The organism is Candidatus Zymogenaceae bacterium (genome assembly GCA_016931225.1).
Lineage (GTDB): Bacteria > Desulfobacterota > Zymogenia > Zymogenales > Zymogenaceae > JAFGFE01.
Genome location: JAFGFE010000026.1, coordinates 39,346 through 56,423, shown reverse-complemented (window position 1 = coordinate 56,423; position 17,078 = coordinate 39,346). Strand labels below are relative to the sequence as shown.

18 protein-coding genes are annotated in these 17,078 nt (G+C 56.1%); 2 read left to right on the top strand and 16 right to left on the bottom strand.

Going from position 1 to position 17,078, the window contains the following annotated elements:
• Window positions 1–3 precede the first annotated feature (3 nt).
• Both JW885_10845 and JW885_10840 read left to right on the top strand, forming a co-directional pair.
• A complete protein-coding gene (locus JW885_10845; GenBank protein ID MBN1882661.1) occupies window positions 4–681 on the top strand; it encodes a TIGR00266 family protein in 678 nt (225 codons plus the stop codon).
• A 451-nt stretch (window positions 682–1,132) separates the two neighbouring features.
• Window positions 1,133–1,747: a TetR/AcrR family transcriptional regulator gene (locus JW885_10840; protein MBN1882660.1), complete on the top strand. Its 615-nt coding sequence runs from the start codon at window positions 1,133–1,135 to the stop codon at window positions 1,745–1,747.
• Window positions 1,748–1,835: 88 nt separating this feature from the next.
• Here JW885_10840 and atpC read toward each other — a convergent pair whose 3' ends face one another.
• The 16 genes from atpC to JW885_10760 form a co-directional block, all read right to left on the bottom strand.
• Window positions 1,836–2,246: an ATP synthase F1 subunit epsilon gene (gene atpC, locus JW885_10835; protein MBN1882659.1), complete on the bottom strand. Its 411-nt coding sequence runs from the start codon at window positions 2,244–2,246 to the stop codon at window positions 1,836–1,838.
• A 154-nt stretch (window positions 2,247–2,400) separates the two neighbouring features.
• Window positions 2,401–3,810: a F0F1 ATP synthase subunit beta gene (gene atpD / locus JW885_10830; protein MBN1882658.1), complete on the bottom strand. Its 1,410-nt coding sequence runs from the start codon at window positions 3,808–3,810 to the stop codon at window positions 2,401–2,403.
• Window positions 3,811–3,910: 100 nt separating this feature from the next.
• On the bottom strand, window positions 3,911–4,771 hold the full coding sequence (gene atpG / locus JW885_10825; protein ID MBN1882657.1) for an ATP synthase F1 subunit gamma: 861 nt from the start codon (window positions 4,769–4,771) through the stop codon (window positions 3,911–3,913).
• Window positions 4,772–4,786: 15 nt separating this feature from the next.
• On the bottom strand, window positions 4,787–6,298 hold the full coding sequence (locus tag JW885_10820) for a F0F1 ATP synthase subunit alpha (GenBank protein MBN1882656.1): 1,512 nt from the start codon (window positions 6,296–6,298) through the stop codon (window positions 4,787–4,789).
• Window positions 6,299–6,301: 3 nt separating this feature from the next.
• On the bottom strand, window positions 6,302–6,853 hold the full coding sequence (gene atpH, locus JW885_10815; protein ID MBN1882655.1) for an ATP synthase F1 subunit delta: 552 nt from the start codon (window positions 6,851–6,853) through the stop codon (window positions 6,302–6,304).
• Window positions 6,850–7,470: an ATP synthase F0 subunit B gene (locus tag JW885_10810; protein MBN1882654.1), complete on the bottom strand. Its 621-nt coding sequence runs from the start codon at window positions 7,468–7,470 to the stop codon at window positions 6,850–6,852. Before JW885_10810 ends, atpH begins: the two co-directional genes overlap by 4 nt.
• Complete coding sequence (locus JW885_10805) at window positions 7,471–7,896, bottom strand: ATP synthase F0 subunit B (protein MBN1882653.1); 426 nt, start codon at window positions 7,894–7,896, stop codon at window positions 7,471–7,473.
• A gap of 500 nt (window positions 7,897–8,396) precedes the next feature.
• The gene (locus JW885_10800) at window positions 8,397–8,870 is read right to left on the bottom strand and encodes a polymer-forming cytoskeletal protein (GenBank protein MBN1882652.1); all 474 of its coding nucleotides are present in this window, start codon (window positions 8,868–8,870) and stop codon (window positions 8,397–8,399) included.
• A 104-nt stretch (window positions 8,871–8,974) separates the two neighbouring features.
• Window positions 8,975–9,823, bottom strand: coding sequence for a ParB/RepB/Spo0J family partition protein (locus tag JW885_10795; GenBank protein MBN1882651.1), 849 nt, complete (start codon window positions 9,821–9,823; stop codon window positions 8,975–8,977).
• Complete coding sequence (locus tag JW885_10790) at window positions 9,824–10,594, bottom strand: ParA family protein (protein MBN1882650.1); 771 nt, start codon at window positions 10,592–10,594, stop codon at window positions 9,824–9,826. It lies immediately after the preceding gene.
• Between the two features lie 214 nt (window positions 10,595–10,808).
• Window positions 10,809–12,218, bottom strand: a complete 1,410-nt coding sequence (gene mnmE / locus JW885_10785; GenBank protein ID MBN1882649.1) for a tRNA uridine-5-carboxymethylaminomethyl(34) synthesis GTPase MnmE — start codon at window positions 12,216–12,218, stop codon at window positions 10,809–10,811.
• Between the two features lie 120 nt (window positions 12,219–12,338).
• On the bottom strand, window positions 12,339–13,193 hold the full coding sequence (locus JW885_10780; GenBank protein ID MBN1882648.1) for a Jag N-terminal domain-containing protein: 855 nt from the start codon (window positions 13,191–13,193) through the stop codon (window positions 12,339–12,341).
• 11 nt (window positions 13,194–13,204) lie between these two features.
• The gene (yidC, locus tag JW885_10775; protein ID MBN1882647.1) at window positions 13,205–14,854 is read right to left on the bottom strand and encodes a membrane protein insertase YidC; all 1,650 of its coding nucleotides are present in this window, start codon (window positions 14,852–14,854) and stop codon (window positions 13,205–13,207) included.
• A gap of 83 nt (window positions 14,855–14,937) precedes the next feature.
• On the bottom strand, window positions 14,938–15,351 hold the full coding sequence (rnpA, locus tag JW885_10770; protein ID MBN1882646.1) for a ribonuclease P protein component: 414 nt from the start codon (window positions 15,349–15,351) through the stop codon (window positions 14,938–14,940).
• A 398-nt stretch (window positions 15,352–15,749) separates the two neighbouring features.
• A complete protein-coding gene (gene rpmH, locus JW885_10765; GenBank protein ID MBN1882645.1) occupies window positions 15,750–15,884 on the bottom strand; it encodes a 50S ribosomal protein L34 in 135 nt (44 codons plus the stop codon).
• Between the two features lie 248 nt (window positions 15,885–16,132).
• Window positions 16,133–17,029, bottom strand: a complete 897-nt coding sequence (locus JW885_10760) for a phosphoribosylformylglycinamidine synthase subunit PurQ (GenBank protein MBN1882644.1) — start codon at window positions 17,027–17,029, stop codon at window positions 16,133–16,135.
• Between the last annotated feature and the right edge of the window lie 49 nt (window positions 17,030–17,078).

Sequence of the window (17,078 nt, the reverse complement as noted above, 5' to 3'; positions counted from 1 at the left end):
GATATGCAGGTAGACGTCAAGTATCGCCCGTCGTATTCTCTGGCGATCGTCGCTCTGGGTCCGAGCGAATCGATCAGGACGGAGGCGGGGGCGATGGTGAGCATGAGCGCGGGAATGAAGATGGAAACAAAGGCCAGGGGGGGCATTATGAAGTCCCTCGCCCGAGCGGCCCTGGGGGGAGAGAGCTTCTTCATGAATACGTACACCGCGCCGGAAGGCGGGGGAGAGATCACACTGGCGCCGACCTTGCCGGGGGACGTGGTTGTCACGGAGATGAAGGGAAACGGTCTTTTGGTGCAATCGGGATCGTATCTGGCTTCATCGGACGGGGTGGAGGTGGATACCAAGTGGGGAGGGGCGAAGACATTTCTCGGCGGCGAGGGGCTTTTCATGCTCCGTGTCAGCGGGACCGGCACACTGATCATGGCCAGCTACGGCGCCATCCACACGATCAAGCTCGCACAGGGACAGCAGTATATTGTGGATACCGGCCATCTTGTAGCCTTCGATGAGGGCATCTCCTACGAGGTGAAGACGGTGGGAGGCCTCAAGAGCACCGTTTTTAGCGGAGAGGGCCTGGTGGTGCAGTTGACCGGACCGGGGACGGTGGCGCTCCAAACCCGAAGCGAAAGGGCGTTTTTGTCATGGCTGATCCCAAAAATCCCGACGAAATCATCATAACCGACATGAAACGGAAAAAGCCCCGAAGGTTTTGCGAAACCTCGGGGTTTTTTTGTTGGTTTTTACATGATTAAAAGATGGTATATGTAAAGAGGGAAGAGGCAGGGGGGAAGGAAATCTAATATGCGAATTCTAGAGTGAAAAGATATTGTATTACACCCCACACAACACGATAGATACATAATAAATTCATAAAAAAAAGAAAACCGGAAAAACCTTGACGAACGGAAGCCTTCATGGTATATATTTCATCGAACGATTGATTGAACATTTTCCCTTGCCGTCGTTTCACAACGAGGGGCGGGGAATGAGTAGATTGCGGGTGAATTGAGGGGGATGAAGCGGCTGATCGTGAAAGGATCCGGGAGAAGTATGGTGGTGTGGGGAGGAAGGACTGAAAAGGAGAACGGGTAACGGGCGGTGAGTATATGCCTCTTATATTGGTGAAGCGATGAGTGAAGAAAAAAGAGAAAAGATCATTGCTGCGGCGAAAAAGGCGTTCGCCAAGAAGGGATTTTCCGCCGTCGGCATCAGAGAGATCGCGAGACATGCGGGAATAAACTCGGCGACGCTGTATCACTATTTCAAGAACAAGGAAAAACTGTATGCCGTCGTTCTGGACAGGACCTTTGAGGAGATCTTTTCCATCATGGGGGAGTTTGCCCGAATGCCGAGAACGGACGTTTTTGACGGTAAGCTTATACGGGACATGATATATCGGTATATGGAATTTCTCAACGACAACAGGGATTTCCTCAAGATCATGATACATGAGCTGAACCTGGATTCGGACCGGGTATCGAAGATTTCAAAAAAATACCTGAAAGATTTTTTTTCCCAGACGGAAGAATTCATTTCGGAACAACAGGAGCTGGCGGGAGAGATCGTACGTCAAAAAAGTGCGAAACATTACTTGATCTCCAGTATTGGTCTGAGCATTTCATATTTCTTGCTGGCGCCGATTTTAGAAGCGATTGAGGGAGAGGATCAGTTTACCAGGGAGAAGTTGGACGAGAGGAAGGAGGCGATAGCCGATCTCATGTTATATGGAACGATTGCTGACTGACCCGACATCAAAGAGTACGTTAAAAAAGGGGTGACGAAATCGCCACCCCTTTTTCATTTCAATCAAAAAAAGGTTTTTGAGTTTTTTATTATTGTAATTTCTGTCCCAACTTGACGACGGCCTGGGCGTAGTCTAAGTTCCACTTCGCCTTTCGGTACGCCTCGGTGTCCTTATCCACGGTTTTGAGTTTTTCCTCGGCCTTGGCCATATCGGCCTCCGCCTGGGAGAGGATGATATCCCGGGGACGAACGCATTCATCGGCGAGGACCGAGACCTTATCCTGGGTCACCTCCACGTAACCGCCGGTCACCACCATGAAGTGCTCGTTCGAGCGCGTTGAATCGACGTAGCGCAGCTCTCCCAGCTTCAACAAAGACAACATCGGCGCGTGGCCGGGGAGGACGCAGAATACCCCGGCCTCACCGGGGCACACAATCTTATCCGCCTCCTCGCTGACGAATTTTTTATCCGGGGTAATGATTTCCAGATAGAATCCCATTTTTTTCAATCCTCACACACGGCGCCGAAAAAGCGCTCTCGCTGTTGCTGTGCCGATTGGAAAAGAGAGACGTCCTCCCCTCTCCCCTCTCCCGTTTCCCCTCTCGTGCCCTTCTCTCGGCCCTCTTAATCGGCCCTCTTGATCGGCCCTCTCGCTAACCGGAAATGGTCTTGGCCTTTTTCAGCACTTCCTCGATGCCGCCGACCATATAGAAGGCCTGTTCCGGAATGTCATCGTATTTTCCCTCCACAACTTCCTTGAAGCCGCGGATGGTTTCTTCCAGGGGAACATACTTGCCCGCTGAGCCGGTAAACTCTTCTGCGACGAAGAAGGGTTGGGAGAGAAATCTCTGAATCTTCCGTGCCCGGTAGACAACCAGCTTGTCTTCTTCGGACAGCTCGTCCATACCCAGGATGGCGATGATGTCCTGGAGGTCTTTGTATTTCTGGAGCACGAGCTGAACGTCACGGGCGACCCTATAGTGCTCTTCGCCCACAACCTGGGGATCGAGAATCCGGGAGGTGGAGTCTAGGGGGTCAACCGCGGGATAGATGCCCAACTCCGATATCTGTCGGGAGAGAACGGTGGTGGCGTCCAAATGGGCAAAGGTCGTCGCCGGGGCCGGGTCTGTCAGGTCGTCCGCGGGAACGTAAATGGCCTGCACCGAGGTAATGGATCCCTTGGTGGTGGAGGTGATGCGTTCCTGGAGTTCGCCCATCTCCGTCGCCAGTGTGGGCTGATAGCCCACCGCAGAGGGGATACGTCCCAGGAGGGCCGACACCTCGCTCCCCGCCTGGGTGAAGCGAAAGATGTTGTCGATGAACAGGAGCACGTCCTGCCCCTCCACGTCGCGGAAGTACTCGGAGACGGTCAGCGCCGAGAGGGCGACCCTCGCACGGGCTCCCGGAGGCTCGTTCATCTGTCCGTACACAAGCGAGGCTTTGTCGAGAACCTTGCTTTCTTTCATCTCGAGCCACAGGTCGTTTCCTTCACGGGTTCGCTCGCCGACACCGGCAAAGATGGAAAAACCACCGTGCTGAACGGCGATGTTGTGAATCAGCTCCATGATGAAAACGGTTTTCCCGACGCCGGCGCCGCCGAACAGCCCGATCTTACCGCCCCGGGAGTAGGGAGCCAGAAGATCGACGACCTTGATGCCCGTTTCGAAGGCTTCGACGCTCACGTTCTGTTCCACGAACTCGGGAGTGGGGCGATGTATGGGCCACCTTTCCTCCGTCTCGATGGGGCCCAATTCGTCAACCGGATCGCCGACGACGTTCATGATACGACCGAGAGTTTCACTCCCCACGGGGACCAAAATATGATCGCCGGTATCGACTGCCTTCATGCCCCGAACCAGACCCTCGGTGGTGTCCATGGCGATGCAGCGGATAATGTTGTCACCCAGATGCTGGGCGGCCTCGACCACCAGATTTCCCTCCCGGTCGTTGATGGCCGGATTTGTTATACGGATGGCGGTGTAGATTTCCGGAAGCTTGTCGGGGAAGTACACGTCAACTACCGGACCGATAACCTGAATAATATTGCCTTCGTTCATATTCAAAGCGCCTCTCTTGTTATCAGCGTTCTGTCTGTCACTCCAAAACTAACGGTATATGAACGCGGAATGCACTCAATGCATCCGGCGTGTTTTTCTTTGAGTTTTAAAGGGCCTCCGCGCCGCTGACGATTTCCATCAACTCCAAGGTGATGGCCTCCTGGCGGGCGCGGTTGTAATCCAGCGTCAATTTTTCTATCATCTCTTCAGCGTTAGATGTGGCGCTGTCCATAGCGGTCATCCGTGCGCCCAGCTCCGATGCTTCGGATTCGATGAGTGCGCGGAAAACCTGAGTATTCAGATGCCGTTTGATGATACCTTCGATGACGTACTCCTGGGACGGCTCGAACAGGTATTCGACGGGCGTGGTGTTTTCCCTGGCCTTGGACCGGGAGATGGGGAGCAGCCGATCGAACACGACCTCCTGGGTCATGGGCGTGATGAACTTATTGAACAGGAGATAGATTTCGTCCATCGATCCATCGAGAAAGGATTTCACGACATCCTGGACGATAGTTTCGCCGAGCCGATACTCGATGCTTCCCGAAATTCCGGTGTAGTTTTTAAAGATGGGGGTGGTGCGCCTTCTAAAATAATCGTACCCCTTTTTACCGATAATGGTGAAGGTGATTTTCGAGTATTTTTTTCTGTTTTCCCTGATGAAGCGCTCCGCGGTCCTGATGATGTTCTGATTGAAGCCGCCGCACAGGCCGCGATCCGAGGTGAAGACGATGAGCATGACCTTGCCCACCGGACGACGGGTAAGCAGCGGATGGGAGTCCGCATGAACCCGTACAGCCAGATCGGAAAGGACCACCGCCATTTCTTCGGCATACGGCCGTGCCCGTTCAATACGTTCCTGGGCGCGGCGAAGCCGGGAGGCGGCGACCATCTTCATGGCGCTGGTAATCTGCTGGGTGTTTTTCACCGACTGGATTCGTTTTCGTATGTCTTTCAGGCTCGCCATGGTATATATTTCCGACTATGAGACGACAAAACTTTTCTTGAAGTCCTCCAACGCCTTGTTCGCCTGTCGTTCCAGGTCGCCGGAGAGCGCCCCCTGTTTCCTGATCTCGTCCATGAGATCGGGGTACTTGGCGTCGAAGAATGTATACATCTCATCCTCAAAGCGCCTGAGCGCATCCTCGGGGTAATCGTCGACGAAGCCGTGGGTGGCGGCGAAGATGATGAGAACCTGCTTTTCCACTGGGAGCGGATTATACTGGGGTTGCTTGAGGATCTCGACCAGGCGGCTGCCCCGGTTGAGCTGTGCCTGGGTGGCCTTGTCCAGCTCCGAGCCGAACTGGGCGAAGGCCGCCATTTCCCGGTACTGGGCCAGGTCCAGCCTGAGGGATCCCGCAACCTGTTTCATGGCCTTGATCTGGGCTTTACCGCCCACCCGGGATACCGACAGACCCACGTTGATGGCCGGGCGGACGCCGGAATAGAACAGGTCCGTCTCCAGGAATATCTGGCCGTCGGTAATGGAGATAACGTTTGTGGGGATGTATGCGGACACGTCTCCCGCCTGGGTTTCGATGATCGGCAAAGCCGTCAGAGATCCGCCCCCCTTGTCGTCGGACAGCTTCGCCGCGCGCTCCAGAAGCCGGGAATGGAGGTAGAACACGTCGCCGGGATAGGCCTCGCGGCCGGGGGGACGCCTGAGCAGGAGAGAAAGCTGCCGATAGGCGACCGCGTGCTTTGAGAGGTCGTCATAGATGATCAGGGCGTGCCGGGATGAATCCCGGAAGAATTCGCCCATCGTCACGCCCGCGTAGGGAGCGATATACTGAAGCGGAGCGGGTTCGGACGCAGAGGCCGCAACGATGATGGTCCGTTCCATGGCGTCGTATTTTTTCAGGAGATCGACGAACCGGGCGACGGTGGACCGCTTCTGACCGATGGCCACGTAGATGGACACGACGTCGGTGTTTTTCTGGTTGATGATCGTGTCAATGGCGATGGCGGTTTTACCGGTCTGGCGGTCGCCGATGATCAGCTCCCGCTGGCCGCGGCCGATGGGGGTCATCGAGTCGATGGACTTGATGCCGGTCTGGAGCGGCTCGTTCACCGGCTGGCGATAGACGATACCCGGGGCCTTTACCTCGATGGGGCTGTAGGTTTCGGTCTCGATGGGACCGAGGCCGTCGATGGGCTGTCCGAGTGCGTTTACCACCCGACCCAGGAGCGCCTCGCCCACCGGCACCTCAGCGATGCGGCCGGTTCTCTTGACGATGTCGCCCTCTTTGATATGCCAGCCCTCTCCGAAGATGGCGGCGCCGACGTTGTCTTCCTCGAGGTTGAGCACCATGCCGTACAGCTCCCCGGGAAACTCCAGCAGCTCGCCGCTCATGGCGTTATCGAGGCCGTGTATACGGGCGATACCGTCACCGACGTAGAGGATGGCGCCGCTTTCGCTGATCTCCAGCTTTTTTTCATAATCTCGAATCTGTTTTTTTAACAGACTGCTTATTTCTTCAGCACGTATCTCCATTGTTTATACCATCTGTCCTTTCTTGAGATTATCGCGAATGGTATGCAACTCTGTCTTGATGCTGCCATCGAAAACGAGACCTCCCACATGGGCGATGATGCCGCCTATGATGGAGGGATCAACCGTGATATCACACACGACCTCCTTGCCGACGGCGGTGGAGAGGCGCTCGGAGAGATCGCTGACGTCTTTTTTCGTCAGGTCGCTTGCTGTGATGATGTGTGCCCGAACGCGACCCAGTACCTCGTCGAGAAGGCGCTGGTAGGACCTGACGATGACGGGGATGAGGACAAACCGGTCCTTTTCCAGCAGGAGTCGAAAGAAATTTTGTATTATCTGGGGCGCGTTGGTTTGAGAGAGGATCTTGTCCAGGGTGTCCCGCTTTCCCTTATAGTCTCCCACCGGGCCGGTGAGCCAGCTCCAGAGAGACTCGTCTTTTGTCAGAAAAGACTCAAGGTCGGCGATATCACGGCCGTACCGTTCCTCCTGGCCGTCCTCCTGTCCCAGCTCCAACAACGCCTTGGCGTATTTTTTTGCTATCGTATCTTGAATCATAACAGTTCTGAGGTCTTATCGATGTAATCTTTCGTGATCCGTTTTAAGTCTTTTTCGGTTATGGTCTTCTTCAACAGTTCTTCTGCCAGCTCCACCGCAAGCTCAACCGCCTCGGCCCTGAGGGCGAAGCGGGCGGCGCGGATTTCCTGCTCGGCCGTATTTTTAGCCTGGATCTTTATCTTCTCGGCCTCCTTCTCGGCGTTGGAGATCAGCCGATCGCGCTCAAGCCTGCCTTCCTCGATGAAGGATTCATGCATGTTCTCGATCTCCTTCTTGGCGCGGGACAGCATATCGGCGACTTCCTGATATTTCTTTTCCGCCTCACTCTTGGCCTTGGAAGAGGTCTCAAGAGCCTCACGGATGGCCTGGGTACGGTTTCTAAAGAAGTCGATGACTCTGTCGGTCAACACGACGTGAAGGATAATGATGAGAATGGAGAAATTGGCGATGCGCCAGGCAAGATCCTCAAGCAATCTGTTTTCGTTCATCGGAAGAGAGAGGACGCCGAATTTAGTGAGACTGACGCAGATTGCACCGGCAATGGCGAGTATGCTGAAGATGATCATGCCGAGAAGGACTTTGTCTTTTTTTATGCGGGCAAGAAACTCGGACACCATTTAAACCCCCCTGCCGAGAACTTTTTCAGCGATGTCACGGGACAGTGCTTCAATCTCGCTTCTCATTGCATCTTGAGCGGCAAGAGTCTCCCGTTCGATACCGGATTTCATTTCCTCGAGCATGGTCCGGGCCTCTTCTCTGGCCTTTCTCACGATGTCGGCTTCCTGCTGTGAGCCTTCGTGCCTGAGCTTTTCCTTTTCGGAGTTAGCCAGAATGCGCGCCTCGGATAATCGCTGCTGGTATTCGGCCGTGTTTTTCTCCACCTGTTCCAGGAGAAGACGGGTTTCCTCGTCGCTTCCCTCAACCCGACTGCGACGCTCATTGATGATTTTCATGGCCGGTTTTACGAGGAGCCAGTTGAGAACGGCGATGAGCACGAGAAAATTGAACAACTGTATGAAGAATGTGAAGTTGAGCTCGATCAAGGGAAACTCCTCAAATAAATAAATGAATGACTACTCATTCAACCTCAACCGATAGAAACTACCATAGGGATAATATTCATGTCAAGAGAAAAGAGAAAAAAAAGATCAAGAGTGAATATGAATCGGACACCCGAAATGATGCCGATATCGGACCGGTATCGTGCGGGTGGCACGCGTTCCGATCGATCTCCTCACGAGGATCGGTATATTACTTATGACGGGTGGATGGGGGCTCTCAAAAAAGGGGGGTGGAGCCGATCCTGGCCGTATGCAGGGCACCGTGGGCGGTAAGGGTAAATCATGTAAGGCGTCGATGCGGGGAGTGTCCGGATTGGTGGAATCGTGCCGAACGTAAGGGGAGGCGGGGCGGTGCGGGAGGGGACAATCTTTCGGAGTGTGGGTGGACGACATGGGACGGCACAATGAGGAGAAAAAGAAACATCGGGAGACGAAAGCCGTCCCCCGATGTCGGTCGGTATCGAATGCGATCTGAACGGCGATCAGCCGCCGCCGTTCCCCTTCTTGTCCGAAACCTTGATCCAGGAGTGCTCCGTGTCCCGGGAGGCGGCGGCGAACTTGGTCGACTCGTCGCCGAGATGGATGTCCTGCATCTTGCAGTTCCCCTCGAAGATACCCCCCTCCCTCAGAATAAATTTCGGTGTTTCAATATCGCCATAGAACCTGCCCGGCGGGGTAATCTCGACGCTGCGGGCGGCCCGAATGGACCCCCTGACCAATCCGGTGATGATGATTGTATCAACGTCGACCTCACCTTCGACAACCCCGTGATCGCCGACGATCAGGATGTCCTTGGCGGAAATTTCTCCCCTGAGGGTACCCTCAACCCTGATGGTTCCCACGAAGGTCAATGTTCCGTCGAACTCTGTTCCCTGACCGATGAATGCGTTCAACTCTGCGGTTTTGTCAAATTTGTCGGGGGTCTTTCCCCCGAGCAACTTAATATTGCCGAACATATCTGCTCCTTGTGCTTATATGAAGACGTATATAAAAAAATGGGGGAATGACAGCGGGTCCGGGAATATGTTACTCACCCCGACGCGAGATACGGAACGCGTGGTCATCCTCCAAGCAACTCCAACAGACGATCGAGCTCGTCCGGGGAATAATATTCGATCTCGATTTTACCCCCCTCGCCCCGGGGAGTCAAGCGAACTTTCGTTCCCAAAGAGCGGGTAAGGGATTCCTCGAGGTCGTCGTAGTGCGCATCTCGGGCCGGTTTTTCAGAGGGGGGTGCCCCCTCCTTGAGCCTTTTTACCAGGGCCTCCGTGGCCCTCACGGAGAGGCCCTGGGTTATGATGCGTTTCGCCGTGGCGAGCATGAGGGATGTATCTCCCAGGGACAGGAGTGCGCGGGCGTGACCGGTGGTAAGCTCGCCTGTGGCGAGGTATCGTTTAATCGTATCGGGAAGGGAGAGGAGGCGAAGAGAGTTGGTAATGGTGGTTCGATCCTTACCGACTCTCTTCGCCATTTCTTCCTGGGTGATGTCGAATTCATCGATGAGTCGCTGGTACGCCTCGGACTCCTCGAGGGGATTCAGGTCTTCTCTCTGAATGTTTTCGATGAGGGCGATCTCCAGGGATTCGGCGTCCGAGACGTCCTTGATGACGACGGGGACCTCGGCGAGGCCCGCGAGCTTGGAGGCGCGGAGACGCCTCTCGCCGGCGATCAATTCGTATCCGTCATCCACCTCACGGACGATGAGGGGTTGGATAACTCCCTTTTCGGCGATGGACCGGGCCAGGTCATCGAGGCCGGCGTCGTCGAATCCGTGCCTCGGCTGAAACCGGTTCGGGGAGATATCGGAGATGTCGACGGCGAAGAGGCTCCCCTTATCCCCGGAAGGCTCAGTCGCGGCATCCGGAATCAGGGCGGAAAGGCCCTTGCCCAGTGCCTTTCTTTTGGCCATTTACTTCTCCCTCCTGATGATTTCATGGGCAAGATCTAGGTAACTCTTCGCGCCCTTGGAATCGATTTCGTAGAGGATAATCGGCTTTCCGAAGCTGGAACATTCCGAGAGGCGGACGTTTCTGGGGATGACGGTTTCGAACATACGGTCGGGGAAATGTTGGGACACCTCCTCGAGCACCTGGTGAGAGAGGTTGTTTCTGATATCGAACATCGTCAGCAGGATGCCCTCGATGGAAAGCCCCTTGTTCAGGCTTTTCTTGATGATGTTGATGGTCTTGAGGAGCTGGCCGAGGCCCTCCAGGGCGAAGTACTCGCACTGGAGGGGGACGATGACGCCGTGGGCGGCGGTGAGGGAGTTGACCGTCAGGAGTCCGAGGGACGGGGGGCAATCGATGAGGATGTAATCGAAAGAGTCGGTTGTATCTTCAAGGGCTGCTTTCAGCTTCGTCTCCCTGGCAAGCGCCCCCACAAGTTCCACCTCGGCGCCGATCAGATCGGTGTTGGAGGGCGCGAGGTACAGGTAGGGAAGCTCCGGGAGGGGCTGAATGATAATGCTGTTCAGAGGGGTTTGTTCGATAATGACATGATAGATGTTTTCTGTTACCGAGTCCTTATCGACGCCGAGGCCGCTGCAGGTGTTCGCCTGGGGGTCGATGTCGATGACGAGGGTCTTCTTCTCGGCGGCGGCAAGGCTGGCCGACAGGTTCACGGCGGTTGTGGTTTTCCCCACCCCGCCCTTCTGATTGGCGATGCACAAAATTTTTCCCATGATTCTCGCACTCGGCTAAAAAAGTGACTCACTATAGCACAGATGCGAAAACGGATAAAGTAAAAAGCATCAAAATGGGCCCGTGCGGGAAGGATACGGGGTCGGAAATGTTTCACGTGAAACATCCCCGGGGGATAGAAACGACCTGTTTCACGTGAAACGGCGCGTTGAGAGTACGATGTACGAATGGGGGCGAGATATTGGACGGGAGGGATTATTTCCCGACACAGAAGCGGGAGAAAATGACATCCAGCACGTCGTCGGCGGTCACCTCCCCCGTGATGTCGCCCAGAGAGGCAAGCGCCCCCCTGATGTCCATGGAGACGAATTCGGGCGACTCGCGGCGGGCGGCGCTTGCCGCCGCTTCGTTCAGCGACGACCGGGCGTGTGTGAGGGCCGCGAAATGCCTGGCGTTGCTCACAACGATCCGGTCCTCTTGGCTGGGGGATGAGCCCGTCTGCGGGATCGCAAGGCGGCTTCTGATGGCGCCGGTGAGCTCTTCGATGCCGTACGGGGCGGTCGCCGACGTCACGACGGTCATCCGGGCGGTGTCGGGGGGAGAGAATGATTCGGGGCCGCCGGGGACGAGATCGATCTTGTTGCAGACGACGATACACCGATCTTCATTGATGCCGGATAACAGCGCCCGCTCATCATCGTTCACCGGTCGGTCCGCCTCGATCACCACGAGTACCAAATCCGCCTCTTCCACAGCAACCAGCGTCCGTGCGACGCCCTCCCGCTCCGGAGCGGAAAGGGCCTCTCGAACGCCGCAGGTGTCGATGAGGCGGACCGGAACGGGACCGATGACCATCATCTCCTCGACGGTGTCCCTGGTGGTGCCGGGATCGGATGTGACGATGGAGCGGGGGCGCTCCAGGAGCAGATTCATGATGCTCGATTTGCCGACGTTCGGCCGTCCGGCGATAACCACCCGGGCGCCCTCCGTGAGGATTCGCCCCCGGTGAAACGTGTCCAGGAGGGATTCTATGTGCGTTCGTATTTCCACGATGCGATCCGGGACGAAATCGAGTGATGCGTGATCATCCTCGTCGTCGGGGAAGTCGACGGCCGCCTCCAGATCGGAGAGGAGCACAAGCAGCGACTCCGATATCCCGGAGAGTGCACGGGAGAGCCCGCCCATATGGTGCGCCGTGGCGATTTTCACGGCGGCGGTGGATGAGGCGTAAATCAGGTCCGCCACCGCCTCCGCCTGAACCAGGTCGAGCTTGCCGTTCATGAAGGCCCGCCGGGTGAACTCCCCCCCCTCGGCGATCCGGGCGCCCCGGGCGACGGCGTGAAACAGGAGCCGCTCCATGACCAGGGGGCTGCCGTGTCCGTGAAGCTCAACGACGTCCTCTCCGGTGTATGAGGCGGGGGCCGGCATGAAGAGAAAGAGGCCGCGGTCGATGGTGTCCCCGTCCTCGTCCACGAAACAGCCTGTATGCATGGTTCGGGGGGCGGGGGGTGCGGCGTCCGCCGATTCCAAGGTCGGCGTGAAGAGGTATCTCCCGATTTCCAGCGCCCGGGGTCCGGAGAGGCGAACGATACCGATGCCGCCGAATCCGGGAGGGGTGGCGACCGCTGCGATGGTGTCGCCGTCGATTTCCGTTGGATGTTCCATCGGAGGGGCGGGTGGGCGTGTGCGGCGTGGGTCGTTCATTGAGAAAAAAACAGCCGGCGATACGGCGGATCGGGTGTATATTCCGTATGGTGGGCGCCGTTTCGCCGGTCTCAAAAAAGATTACGAACGATTTTTATCCGTCTTTTTCGGATAGACGATGACTTTACGCTTTTCCCCCCTGCCCCGGCTTTCCGTCGACAGGTCGGTGTCGTGCTTCAGGGCGAGGTGAAAAATGCGTCTTTCGCCGGACGCCATGGGCTGGGCCGCGATGGGCTTTCCGGTCTTTCTGACCTTCTTCGCGATGTCTCGGGCCGTTTTCTGTATCTTTGCCTCCCGTCGCTCCCGGTAGTTTTCCACGTCCAGGGTGATCTTCCCGTTGAATCCGGAAGGCCGGGACAGGTAGCGATTGAGGATATACTGCAGCGCGTCGAGGGTCTGTCCCTTTCGGCCGATCAGCATACCCTCTGTGTTGCTGGAGACATTCATCAGGATGCCGTCTTCCGTACGATACTCGGAAATCGTGAACTCGGCGCCCATGCGCGTCAGAAGGCCGGTGAGGAATTCCTTGACCTCCATGAGTTGCGGATCGTTCCGAAGGGACGGATCAATAGCGGTCCGTTCCCGGGGTGTGTCGTCGCCTCTGGGTTTCTCCCGCGTGCGGCGTGTGTCCCGCTCCGGGGAGGCGTCCCGCCCCCTGGGTTTTTTCCCCTTTCCGGAGGCCTCTTGCTTCCCGTGAATGTCCGTTTTCGGAGAATCAGGGAGTGTGAGAATATCTTTCGGAATCAGTTCGTCCGCCCAGGCGCGAATGACCAGCTTCTTTTTTCCAAAGAGGCCCAAAATGCCGCCGCTGCCCGATTCTATCACGCGGTATGAAACCCGGGCGCGGTCGATATGTAAAAGCTCGGATGCCCGTGTCAGGGCGTTTTCAAGGCTGTCGTCTTTAATAACGATGCCCTTGTTCTCATAGTCTTCCATGGGCATATCTATCAGTCTTTCTTGATCTTGTTCATGTAAAGTTGCTGGCCGATGGACAGCAGGTTGCTGACGAAGAAATAGAGCACCAGTCCCGACGGGAGATTGAGAAAGATGATCGTGAACATGATCGGCATCATCATCATCATTTTCTGCTGGGTCGGATCGGCGCTGGAGGGTGTCAGCTTCTGCTGGAGAAAATACGACGCCCCCATCACGATCGGCGTGATGTAGTAGGGGTCCATTTCCGACAGGTCCTTAATCCAGAAGATGAAGGGCGATTGGCGGAGCTCGATGGAGACGAAGAGGGCGCGGTACAGCGCGATGAACACCGGAAGCTGCAGCAAAAGCGGCAGGCAACCGCCCACCGGGTTGACCTTGTGGGTCTGGTACAGCTTCATGACCTCCTGATTCATCCGCTCCTTGTCGTCCTTGTATTTTTCCCGGAGCTCCGTGACCAGGGGCTGCAGCTTCTGCATGTCCTTCATGGACTTCATGGATTTAAAGGTGATGGGGAACAGGATCAGGCGGACCACGATGGTCAGGAAGATGATCGCGACGCCGTAGTTCTTCACGAAGGAGAAAAAGATGTTCAGGAGCATCACCAGCGGAACCGCCAGCCACTTGAAGAAACCGTAGTCGATGGCGCGGTAGAAATCGTACCCGACGTTCTCCATGGCGTGGGATTCCTTGGGACCCAGGTAGAGGGCGAAGCCCTCCTCGAATGCACCGCCGGAGGGGATGCTCAGGTCGTCAAGGAGGAAAGATCCCGAGGCTAGGTCGTTGCTGAATCGGGCCGCCTCCACCTCGCCGTCCTCCAGGTCGCCCCCGGCGGCGGCGAAGATGAAGTATTTGGTGTCATATCCAAACCAGCGGATATCGCCCGTATATAATTCCTCCTCGTTCGGCTTTAGCTTTGATCCCGGCGTCTTCTTCAAATCGTCCCCGATAAGTGTGATGAAGGTGGGCGGGTAGGTGTACTTGCTGAAGAGACCGCGCTTTTTCTGAGGGTCAATATACTGGAAGAGGGAAATCTCCAGCTCCCCTTTCACCTTGTGCTCGCTCATGTTGACGATATCAAAATCCACGCCGACTTCGTACGTCGAGGGGTTGAAGGTATAAGTCTTTGTTATATGAAATGTGTCGGAGACGTATGTGAGGACCAGAGAGGCGGTGTCGTCTTCCGATGTTCCTTCCACGACGATCACATCCTCCTCCACCGAGGCAGAGTAGATAACGTCCTCATCGAAGCTGCCCATATTGGTGTCAAACGACAGGGCGGGAGAAAGGCTCTCGGCCTCTTCGTGTATGATGTTGACCGGAAGGTGGTTGTCGATGCTTTCGGTATAGTCCTTCAACAGGAACTCGACAAAGGTGCCGCCGTGGGTGGTGATGACGGCGGTGTAGAGGGGGGTGTCCACTTCGATGAATCGTTCCGGGGAATCCGTGGGCGTCGATTCGGGAATCGGAGCCGGCGTGACGACCTCGGGTTCTTCCGTGACCGGCGGGACGTCCTCCTCGATAACCTCCGGCGTCGATTCGGGAGTCTCTTCCGCAACAATGGTCTCATCCGGCGTCTGCTGCTGGGGCTTGACGATCAACAGCTGCCAGGCAACGATGATGAGAAATGAAAGGGCGATTGCAAGGAGTGTCCGTTTGTCCATCTAATTCTTGCCTCCGAGTATATCGGGAATTGAAAATGAGTGTCCGGGTGGTTCTTTCGTTTCCAATAACCGATGAAGCGCTGTTATGTCGGATCGTGCCGACGGCCCCGGGTAAGGGGGCGCCCAGAAAGCTTGTCTGTGAGGGAGAGAATGGCTTCTTGAAAGGCCGAGTAGGTGAGCGTCGACGGTGGTGATGAGACCACCAGGACAAAATCACACCCTTCCGGGAACCTGTTCTTATTTCGCCGAAACACTTCTCTGAGAAGTCGTTTCATGCGGTTTCTGTCGTGGGCCTTGCCGACCTTTTTTCGTATGCTGATGCCCACCCGCCTGGTATCGGGAAGGTTCAATGATGCGATCAGCGTGAAGTGATCATCCGAAACGCGAACGCCGGTTCTGTATACCCGCTGAAAATCCGAACGGGTACGCAGCCTTTCCCGCTTTGTGAATCGCTGGTTCTCGGCCTGTGACGACTGTGCTTGTTCATCGATTGACACGTTCGGATCGTGGTGTGCACGGACGCGGCGTGCCGCCCCGGAGGCACTCGTTTTACCTTTGGTATTCAGGGTATCTCTTGTTGTGTGTGTCAGGGAGAGGCTCGGGTTCACGGTTCATCGTGTTCTGAGGCGCGGATGTGAAAAATGAAGCGATCGCTCGTTCCGGCTCGGCGTTACACGCATATGTGGTTTCCGGCCGCTTTCTGTAGCACATCAATCTCTGGAGGCGAATATACCCTCCCCTGTTTCGCGGTGTGCGGCGGAATACCGGATGCCGGATTCGGGGTGGTGAGAGAACGTGTCTGAAAATGTGTGCTTACATGGAAAGCGTTTTTTAGAGTATTCTCGGCGTGTGGTGTCACACGTAATACACCGCTCGTTTCCGGCCGATCCGATACCTATGCGGCGAGCCTTTTTCTTCCCTTCGCCCTCCTGCGTCGCAGGACGTTCTTGCCGCCCGGAGAGCTCATACGTTTCAGAAAGCCGTGATTTCTCTTTCTCCTCCTGTTGCTGGGCTGAAAGGTTCTCTTCATCGGTTGCTACCTTTTCTATCGAACTGTGAGATTTCACATTGTCATTGTGCGTGATACGTAAAAAAACCGCATGACGCGGCTTATGCCAATATACAAATTTAGAGTTAAGCATATTAGTACAAATTTGTCAAGAAATTAAATGTATATCGGGAAGAAAGGGAAACGGGGGACCGTGGATGATTTCGCCGCGATATTTCCTTCGTCAGGGACATCGTCACGTTCCGATCCCGATCGATCGGGACGGACGATCAGAGCAGGTGCTGTACGACGTATTCTACCGCGTTCTTGAAAATCACCAGGCCCGGACCCGTGTCCGCACGGTCCTGCCGGGTCCAGCGGGGATGCTGGGTCTTATGGATGTGCGCCTCCGGGTGGGGCATCATGGCCATCAGGCGGCCGGTTTCGTCGCAGATGCCCGCGATTGACCGGAGGGACCCGTTCGGATTCTGGGGGTACTGCATGGTCGGATCATAGTCCTCGTCTGCGTAACGGAGCGTGACCAGGTGCTTCTCCTCCAGGGCGTCCAGGACGTCGTCAGGGGCGACGAATTTCCCCTCGCCGTGGCGGATCGGAAAATAGGCGTCCGTGAGTCCCTTTGTGAAGACAGACGGTGATGACTCATCCACGGAAAGGCGCACCCAGCGATCGTCGAATCTGCCGGAGTCGTTGTATGTGATGGTTGCGGTCTGCCTCGTATAGTCTCCCCCGAGGCCGGGGAGCAGGCCCGTCTTCACCATCAACTGGAAGCCGTTGCAGATGCCCAGGATGAGCTTGCCGTCGGCGATGAAGGACATGATCATGTCGATGAGCCGCTTTTCTCCATCGGCCACGGAGGCGAATTTCAGGCGGTTCGCCATCGCCTTTCCGGCGCCCAGGTCGTCGCCGTCGAGGAAACCGCCCGGCAGGGCGAGGATGTGGTAGTTATTGAGTGACACCTCGCCGCATACCACGCGGCTCACGTGGACGATGTCCGATACGGAGGCCCCGGCCAGGGAGAAGGCGTGGGCGGTCTCTCTTTCGCAGTTGATGCCGTTGCCGGATAATGTCATCACCCTGACCTGCGGGGCCAGGGCCTGTGTTTCTTTCCTGTTGTGGGAGTTCGCCCCGTTCGTCCTTTTTGTTTTCGGTGTCCCGTTCTGTGCCATGTTCGTATCTTTGTGCCGTAAGTGGGTGAAAGAAAATAAAAGAGTCCGT

Coding starts and splice junctions, on each gene's coding strand:
- JW885_10845 (MBN1882661.1), top strand. CDS start 4: ATGCAGGTAGACGTCAAGTATCGCCCGTCGTATTCTCTGGCGATCGTC.
- JW885_10780 (MBN1882648.1), bottom strand. CDS start 13,193: ATGGAAGACTATGAGAACAAGGGCATCGTTATTAAAGACGACAGCCTT.
- atpH (MBN1882655.1), bottom strand. CDS start 6,853: ATGATTCAAGATACGATAGCAAAAAAATACGCCAAGGCGTTGTTGGAG.
- rpmH (MBN1882645.1), bottom strand. CDS start 15,884: ATGAAGAGAACCTTTCAGCCCAGCAACAGGAGGAGAAAGAGAAATCAC.
- atpC (MBN1882659.1), bottom strand. CDS start 2,246: ATGGGATTCTATCTGGAAATCATTACCCCGGATAAAAAATTCGTCAGC.
- JW885_10820 (MBN1882656.1), bottom strand. CDS start 6,298: ATGGAGATACGTGCTGAAGAAATAAGCAGTCTGTTAAAAAAACAGATT.
- atpG (MBN1882657.1), bottom strand. CDS start 4,771: ATGGCGAGCCTGAAAGACATACGAAAACGAATCCAGTCGGTGAAAAAC.
- JW885_10800 (MBN1882652.1), bottom strand. CDS start 8,870: ATGTTCGGCAATATTAAGTTGCTCGGGGGAAAGACCCCCGACAAATTT.
- yidC (MBN1882647.1), bottom strand. CDS start 14,854: ATGGACAAACGGACACTCCTTGCAATCGCCCTTTCATTTCTCATCATC.
- JW885_10795 (MBN1882651.1), bottom strand. CDS start 9,823: ATGGCCAAAAGAAAGGCACTGGGCAAGGGCCTTTCCGCCCTGATTCCG.
- mnmE (MBN1882649.1), bottom strand. CDS start 12,218: ATGGAACATCCAACGGAAATCGACGGCGACACCATCGCAGCGGTCGCC.
- JW885_10790 (MBN1882650.1), bottom strand. CDS start 10,594: ATGGGAAAAATTTTGTGCATCGCCAATCAGAAGGGCGGGGTGGGGAAA.
- JW885_10810 (MBN1882654.1), bottom strand. CDS start 7,470: ATGGTGTCCGAGTTTCTTGCCCGCATAAAAAAAGACAAAGTCCTTCTC.
- JW885_10760 (MBN1882644.1), bottom strand. CDS start 17,029: ATGGCACAGAACGGGACACCGAAAACAAAAAGGACGAACGGGGCGAAC.
- JW885_10840 (MBN1882660.1), top strand. CDS start 1,133: ATGAGTGAAGAAAAAAGAGAAAAGATCATTGCTGCGGCGAAAAAGGCG.